Source organism: Nostoc sp. CHAB 5715 (assembly GCF_020829685.1).
In the GTDB taxonomy this organism is placed as follows: Bacteria; Cyanobacteriota; Cyanobacteriia; order Cyanobacteriales; family Nostocaceae; genus Nostoc.
The window spans coordinates 1-7,077 of the sequence record NZ_JAIVFR010000326.1 but is presented as its reverse complement, the minus strand read 5'-3'; the positions used below and the strand labels follow the sequence as shown (position 1 = coordinate 7,077).

Genomic DNA, 7,077 nt, shown 5'->3' with positions numbered 1-7,077 from the left:
ACCCCGCTGTTAGCTGTTAGCGGTTAGCTGTTAGCTAATGGCTAATAGCTAATAGCTAATACCCCGCTCATATTGGGCGGCTTGTTTAAAACTAATCGCAAGCTCGCTAACCGCTAATCGCTTTTATACCGCAATGGGCAACGACTTGAAAACCTTAGGGGAGCTTGTAGAGCTTCGCGGTGAGGGGGGAGATAACGCGATCGCCGGTCGAGAACGATTCATGATCGCCGAAGAATTCCCGGTTTTGGTGGACGAATGCGACAATTCCTCCCACTGGATAAAACGCCACGCCAAACGGGGCAGGCGATATAAACAGTTCATTTGTGCTTTAGCCCAAAACGACACCGCTCTTAACTTTGGACTGCAAGGTGACAAAGACACCCTTTACAGCTGCTTTGTCTTGGTGAGATTAGGGCAGTTCGGGCGTGACCACGCCAGGACTAAACTCAAAGATCCTCAGTTAGAGCAATGGTTGAAAGCTGGTGACAAGAAGCGGTTTATGGTTGATGACTGCCCTTGTGAGCTTGATTTGAGCAACTGGGGAACCAAAGCGACGGTGCAGGCAGAAAACTCCGGCAGGGGAGATGAGGTGCAATCGCAGCCTACAACCATGAATGAGTTCGAGCAACTTATCCTTGACTGGGGTCAACAGCACCCAGGTGAGGTTTTAAAAGCCAGGATTTTGCTGCAAGCTAGCCGATTGTTTGAGGGAATGCAACCAGACGAAGTACGGATCATCTTTGCTTCGATGGCTGATAGGGGCTTGGGAGAAGTCGAAGGAAGTGGAGCAAAATTAGGCTGGAGGTGGTCAAAGTAATGTCTACAGTTTGCCTACAGTCTGTCTACAGGCTGTAGGCAACGCAATACATGTAAATTACCGAGTAAATAGGCAGTACTTGAGTGGAAGTGCGTAGGCGAAGCCCGTCGTAGACATCGCTCAACTCATCACCGATAACCACTCGAAAGTCCGTCTACAGCCGAATTTTTTACCCCAAAAAATTCGGCTGTAGACGGCGAAAATAGCGCCCAGAGCGCTTTTTGGCGATTGTAGACAAAATTTTTAGGCTTTAAAAAAGTTAAAAAATCGAAACAATTTTTTAAATCTGCGATGTCTCAAACAAATTGTCCAAATTGTCCTCGATGCGATTCTACACGGCTAAGTTACCAAGAAAATTACGGTTACTGGGAGTGCCTTGACTGCGGTCATGTCTGGGCGTTAGATGCTGACGATCCAGATTATGACGAAATCGAATTGTGTTCTAAATGCAAAGGCATTGGGGTACTTGCCTTTGGCGGTGTAAATTACTCCTGTACCCTGTGCAATGGGAGTGGAGTAATTTAATGGATGCCGCGCTTGCCAAAATCAACGAGCGGCTAAAAATTGCTCAAATCGGGGTAAGCGTTGAGCAAATTAACAATCGCCTTTTTCTTCGCGCCACCCTGCCACCAAAACCCAACTCCACCAAGACTAAACCCTACCAACAACGCATCGCCTTGGGAATCTATGCCAGCCGCGAAGGATTCAAGCGAGCCGAAGCTGAAGCCCGTCTTTTGGGCGGGTTAATTGCCTGTAAAAATTTTCAATGGGAATCTTACTTAAAAATACCAGCCGTCGAATCAGGGGTTGAACCAATTGAAAATCTGATTCAAAGGTTTGAAAAATTTTACTTTGACACCAGAGATCGCAATCATCAAAGCGAGACGACCTGGACGATTGACTACTGGCGAGTATTTCAAAAGTTACCCCAAAACGAAATATTGAATCCGCAAAATATCTTAAAAGCGGTAACGGCAACTCCTCCAGACACCAAAACTCGCAAGCGCACTTGTATGGCACTTTCGGCGTTAGCCCGGTTTGCCCAAGTTGAAGTTAATCTCAACCCCTACAAAGGTAAATACTCTCCGCGCCTCGTGACACCGCGAGATTTACCAACAGACACCACCATTGCCAAGGTTTTCTATGAGATTGAATCACAAGCTTGGCGTTGGGTATATGGGATGCTGGCTACTTACGGGCTGCGGAACCATGAAGTGTTCCGCCTTGATTTTAGAGCGATCGCCAGGGGCAACTATATCGTCAGCGTCAACGACAATTCCAAAACTGGCCCTCGGCAAGTTTGGCCTTGCTACCCAGAATGGTTTGAGGAATTCGACCTGCAAGAAGTGATTTTGCCAAAAGTTGACTTCAATCAGTCCAATGCTGCCATTGGACATGTCGTCACTAGCTGGTTTCACCGCCACTCAATTTTTGCTCCCTACAACTTACGCCATTGTTGGGCGATACGTACCTTAGAGTTTGGGCTTGATATTTCTCTTGCCGCCCAGCAAATGGGGCATTCGGCGAAAGTTCACTCGGAACTTTATCATCACTGGATTAGCCAGCAGCATCACCAAAGGGCTTTTGAATTGATGGCGAATAAAAGCGATCGCCCCCAGGTTCCTCGGGTTTTGGGCCATGAAAAAGTTGTAAAATCTTTTGACTAAACCTTGCCTAAACAATATTTATGAGTTTTGGTCAGAACCCCTTGATGTTGCGCTGTATTTTATGCCAGGAACCGGACTTGAACCGGTGACACGAGGATTTTCAGTCCTCTGCTCTACCAACTGAGCTATCCCGGCTGGGGCTTTTGTGAGCCACGATTAATAAATATAGCAAACATCCAAGAATATAGCAAGCCCTTGAAGAAAAATATTTATGCAGTTGTTAACCTCAACTTAAACCAGATGAAAACGGCTACAAATAGCAGAAATTGAACAAGAACAATACTTGGGCCAGAAGCAAAGTTGAAAATACCTGACACAATAATGCCAGCAATGCTGCTAATGGAACCAACTATCACCGACATCACTAGAAAGCGGCTAAAGTGGTGACTCATAAGTTTGGCGGTGGAGGCGGGAATCACCAAAAAGGCGTTCACCAGTAAAACGCCGACAGCTTTAATCGCTACAGCAACGGCGAGTGAAAGCAAGACCACAAACACGTAGCGGTACAACTGGACGTGAATACCTTGAACTTGCGCTACATCGGGGTTAAGGGTCAATAAAATTTGCTGGCGCAGGGTTGATAGTAAAAATATGCTACCTCCCACAAGTACTAGCAGCGTCAAAATTAAATCTGTGATATCGATCGCTAGAATATCGCCGAACAGCACAGCCATCAAATTGCCACGATATCCTTTAATTAGGCTAGTGAGAATCACACCGATCGCTAATGCCCCAGATAGCACTATGCTAAGGACACTATCGCTACCTAAGTCGGTTTTGTCGATAAAGTAGAGGACAATAACCCCAAAAACCAACGTGAAAGGTAACAGCATCCAAGTCGGATTTATTTGTAGCAGCACACCTAACGCCACACCTACTAATGCTGCATGACCAACCGCGTGGCTGAAAAAAGATAACTGGCGCAAGGTAACAAAACTACCCAACATCCCGCCAAGTATTCCCATCAACACAGCACCTACGATCGCACGCTGCATAAAGGGGAATGTTAACAAGTTTACCAAGTCATTGCTATTGGCGATCGCTAGCCTTGCTATCTGACAATCATTGAAGAAATTCATACTTATCAACATTAACTAATTCTGGGAGTCTAATTACGAATTACGTAGCAAGATCCTCGCCGGAGGCGAGTATTACGAATTACGAATTATTTTAATGTTGGTGCTGGTAACGGCTGAAACCTGGGCCGTAGGTTGCTAACAAGTTTTGCGGTGAAAGGGCAATTTCCGGCTTACCAGTACAAACAATACTTTGGTTCAGGCAAAGCACGCGATCGCAATGGCGATTTACCATATCAATATCATGAGAAACCTGTAATACCGTCCAACCCTCCTGCCGCTTTAATTCATTTAGCAAAGCGTAAAAATCTGCTGTACCTTGCACATCAACACCAGCAAAGGCTTCATCTAGTACCAAGAGTTTGCGACGCATTACCAAACAATAAGCCAACAAAACCCGCTTGAGTTGACCACCGCTAAGAGTACCAATAGCTTGATGCTGTAAATGATAAGCATCGGTTCGCCGTAAAGCTTCTCCTACTGCTGCCGATTTTTCGCGGTCTTGTCTCCACAGCCGAGAGAAAAATAAATCCCCTTTTTTCGCTTCTTTGTCCCATCCAAGTCCTACTAATTCGCTGACAGAAATGGGAAAGCTGCGGTCAAAGATGAAGTTTTGCGGCATATAGCCCAACAAGTGACGTAAACGCCCCAATCTTGCAATTGGACGACCTAAAATTTCAATCGTACCAGCACTTCGAGGTATCAAATCTAAAACTGCTTTTACCAGAGTACTTTTACCAGCACCATTGGGGCCGACGATGGCTGTATCTGTTCCTGGCAATAATTCAAAAGAAACATCTCGAACAGCTAGATAGCTGCCTTGATAGACAGTTAATCCTTCTACTTTCAAAATATTAGTCATTGGTCATTAGTCATTAGTCATTGGTCATTAGTCATTGGTCATTTGCAAAGGACAAAGGACAACTGACAAATGACAAACCTATTTACATGAAGTTTCTAGAGTCTGCAAGTTAGCTTTCATAGCCTTGAAATAGTGCTGTGGATCTGTTTCGCCAGTTTCTAGAGAATCCAGAGGACGCAAAGTTAACTTCAAGTCTTTGGAGAGGCTGGATAAAAGTTTGTTATCTACTCCTGGTTCGCTAAATAAAGCTTTAACCTTGTACTTTTTCACTGCATTGACTGCATTTTGCACATCCGTTGGTGAAAGTTGATCTTCGGGAATTTGTACTACAGCAACTTGCTTGAGGTTATAACGTTGAGCTAAATATGGAAACGCATCATGAAAGGTAATAAAGGTACAACTAGGAGTTTTCTGCAAAGTCTGCTGAAATTCGCTGTTTAAACTTTCTAATTCTTTAATATAAGTCGCAGCATTCGCCTCATAAGTTGCTTTGTTCGCTGGGTCAGCAGCAACTAATCCATCCCGAATATTAATTACCTGCTGTTTTGCCAAAACTGGATCTAACCAAACGTGAGGATTACCTTGGGTATGTTCGTGGTCTTCTTCCTCTTGAACCGTTTTTACAACGGGTGAAATTTCATTTAAGGGTTTAATACCTTTACTAGCATCAATTTCGGCTAATTTGGGATTTTGGGCATTTTTAACAGTATTTTCCAGAAATTCCTCTAAACCTAAACCATTTTTTACTAACACATTCGCAGTTGCGATCGCTTTGACATTTTCGGGTATCGCTTGATATTCATGCACCTCCGTACCAGGTGGTACTAGAATTTCTACATCTGCCACATTTCCAGCTACTGCCTTAGTAAACAAATATATCGGCAAAAATGTTGTCACTACTTTAGTTTTTCTTGACTGCGCCGACGGGGTAGAAGCAGCTTCCTGTGCTTGCGGCGACTGTTCAGAAGTTGTTCCCTGATTCGGATTCGATTGACTACAGCCAGTAACCATTGACAACATCAGCAAAGCAATTATGGACAAGATGCCGCTTCTTTGCTTGCCTGTTCTAATTTCTCTGCAATTCATAATCACGGTATTTTCTCCTCAAAACGGATGCTGACTCTGCCTCTGTCACAAATCCTATTGACAATAAGACGTATTATAAATTTTATACTATAATAATTCTCATTCTCATTCAAGACAGATAATATCATTCTGAGTTTCCTGTGTAATGAGTAACAAGAAAACTTTTCAGACGGTACAGCCATCTGCAATTTAGTTTTCCCTAAATAATTAGGATTTCTTGACTTTTTTGTTAAAAAGGTTGCTTACTTCTGATAAAATTACTGACAAAGATTTTCATAAAATACACGTTAAAAAAAACGTGGCTTGGGTGTGAATTAGAAAACAGTGTGAGGAGAAAAATGCAAAAATTCTGTAAATATCTGCTAGTTAGTCCAGCAGTCTGTAGTGTCATGCTATTTGTGAATACTGCTACATTTGCAGGTGAAACATCGGGTAAATCTGAAATCAATCAACCGCAAGTTTTAGCTAATCCAGACGCAAAAGCTACGAACATCGCGCCAGATCAGCCAATGGCGCAAGTTACCTCCGTGTCTCAATTTTCCGATGTACAACCCACCGACTGGGCATTTCAAGCATTGCAGTCCTTGGTTGAACGCTATGGTTGTATTGCAGGATACCCAAATAGCACTTATCGGGGGAATCGGGCATTAACGCGGTATGAGTTTGCGGCTGGTTTGAATGCTTGTCTCGATCGGGTTAACGAACTTATTGCTACAGCCACTGGCGATTTAGTTAACAAACAAGATTTAACCACATTACAAAAGCTGCAAGAAGATTTTTCAGCCGAACTAGCAATACTCCGAGGTCGTGTAGATGCAGTAGAATCTAAAACTGCTGAATTGGAGGCGAATCAGTTTTCAACCACAACCAAACTACAAGGACAAGTTGTCGCAGTCGCCAGCGATGTTTTGTCAGGAAATATAGTTAACAATGAGGAAATTACAGACGAGAATACAACTTTAGGGGTACGGGCGCGGATAGAACTTGTGACCAGCTTCACAGGACAAGATACGCTGTTTACCAGAATCCAGGCTAATAATATTCTCAGCCCTGACATTGGTACGCCAGAGGGCAATTTATTCTTTGCTGGCGAGGATGGCAATACCAATGCTGCTATAGATGCACTCTTCTACAGATTTCCGTTGGGCGAAAAAACAGAGGTTGTTGCTATTGCCAACGCAGGTGCAGCAGATGACCTTACCAGTACTGTTAATCTCTTTGACGGTGATGGCTCCTTTGGTGCTTTGTCCACCTTTGGTACACGCAACCCAATTTATAATCAAATAGGCGGCGCGGGGTTGGGAATAACGCACGAGTTCGGTGATAAATTGGCACTGAGTCTAGGGTATTTGAGTGGTACAGCTAATGACCCTACGCCCAATAATGGTTTGTTTAATGGTTCTTACGGTGCGCTGGCACAGTTGACGGTTAAACCAAGCGATCGCATTACTATTGGTTTAACTTACATCAATTCCTACAATCAGCCACTACTTACTGGTAGCAATGCAGCAACTCTCGCGCCCTTGGATTTAGATGGCGATGGTACGTTAGATTCCCGATTTTCTAGTA

General features: G+C 43.9%; 7 protein-coding genes and 1 tRNA gene. 4 read left to right on the top strand and 4 right to left on the bottom strand.

Going from position 1 to position 7,077, the window contains the following annotated elements; genetic code table 11:
• Positions 1-133: 133 nt before the first annotated feature.
• The 3 genes from LC574_RS18675 (at position 134) to LC574_RS18665 (ending at position 2,484) form a co-directional block, all read left to right on the top strand.
• Positions 134-817 carry a hypothetical protein gene (locus LC574_RS18675; RefSeq protein ID WP_229454888.1) on the top strand — a complete coding sequence of 228 codons (684 nt, stop codon included), beginning with the start codon at positions 134-136 and terminating at the stop codon, positions 815-817.
• 291 nt (positions 818-1,108) lie between these two features.
• Entirely contained in the window at positions 1,109-1,342 is a 234-nt protein-coding gene (locus tag LC574_RS18670; RefSeq protein ID WP_229454887.1) for a hypothetical protein, read from the top strand.
• Entirely contained in the window at positions 1,342-2,484 is a 1,143-nt protein-coding gene (locus LC574_RS18665) for a site-specific integrase (RefSeq protein ID WP_229454886.1), read from the top strand. Before LC574_RS18670 ends, LC574_RS18665 begins: the two co-directional genes overlap by 1 nt.
• A 62-nt stretch (positions 2,485-2,546) precedes the next feature.
• Here LC574_RS18665 and LC574_RS18660 read toward each other — a convergent pair.
• The 4 genes from LC574_RS18660 to LC574_RS18645 all read right to left on the bottom strand — a co-directional run bounded on the left by LC574_RS18660 (position 2,547) and on the right by LC574_RS18645 (position 5,508).
• Positions 2,547-2,619, bottom strand: a tRNA-Phe gene (locus tag LC574_RS18660).
• Positions 2,620-2,693: 74 nt separating this feature from the next.
• Positions 2,694-3,563, bottom strand: a complete 870-nt coding sequence (locus tag LC574_RS18655; RefSeq protein ID WP_229454885.1) for a metal ABC transporter permease — start codon at positions 3,561-3,563, stop codon at positions 2,694-2,696.
• 91 nt (positions 3,564-3,654) lie between these two features.
• Positions 3,655-4,422 carry a metal ABC transporter ATP-binding protein gene (locus LC574_RS18650; RefSeq protein ID WP_229454884.1) on the bottom strand — a complete coding sequence of 256 codons (768 nt, stop codon included), beginning with the start codon at positions 4,420-4,422 and terminating at the stop codon, positions 3,655-3,657.
• A gap of 78 nt (positions 4,423-4,500) precedes the next feature.
• On the bottom strand, positions 4,501-5,508 hold the full coding sequence (locus LC574_RS18645) for a metal ABC transporter substrate-binding protein (protein WP_229454889.1): 1,008 nt from the start codon (positions 5,506-5,508) through the stop codon (positions 4,501-4,503).
• Between the two features lie 338 nt (positions 5,509-5,846).
• Between LC574_RS18645 and LC574_RS18640 the strand changes: the two genes are divergently transcribed.
• The coding region (locus tag LC574_RS18640) for an iron uptake porin (protein ID WP_229454883.1) at positions 5,847-7,077 on the top strand (1,231 nt) is incomplete at its 3' end.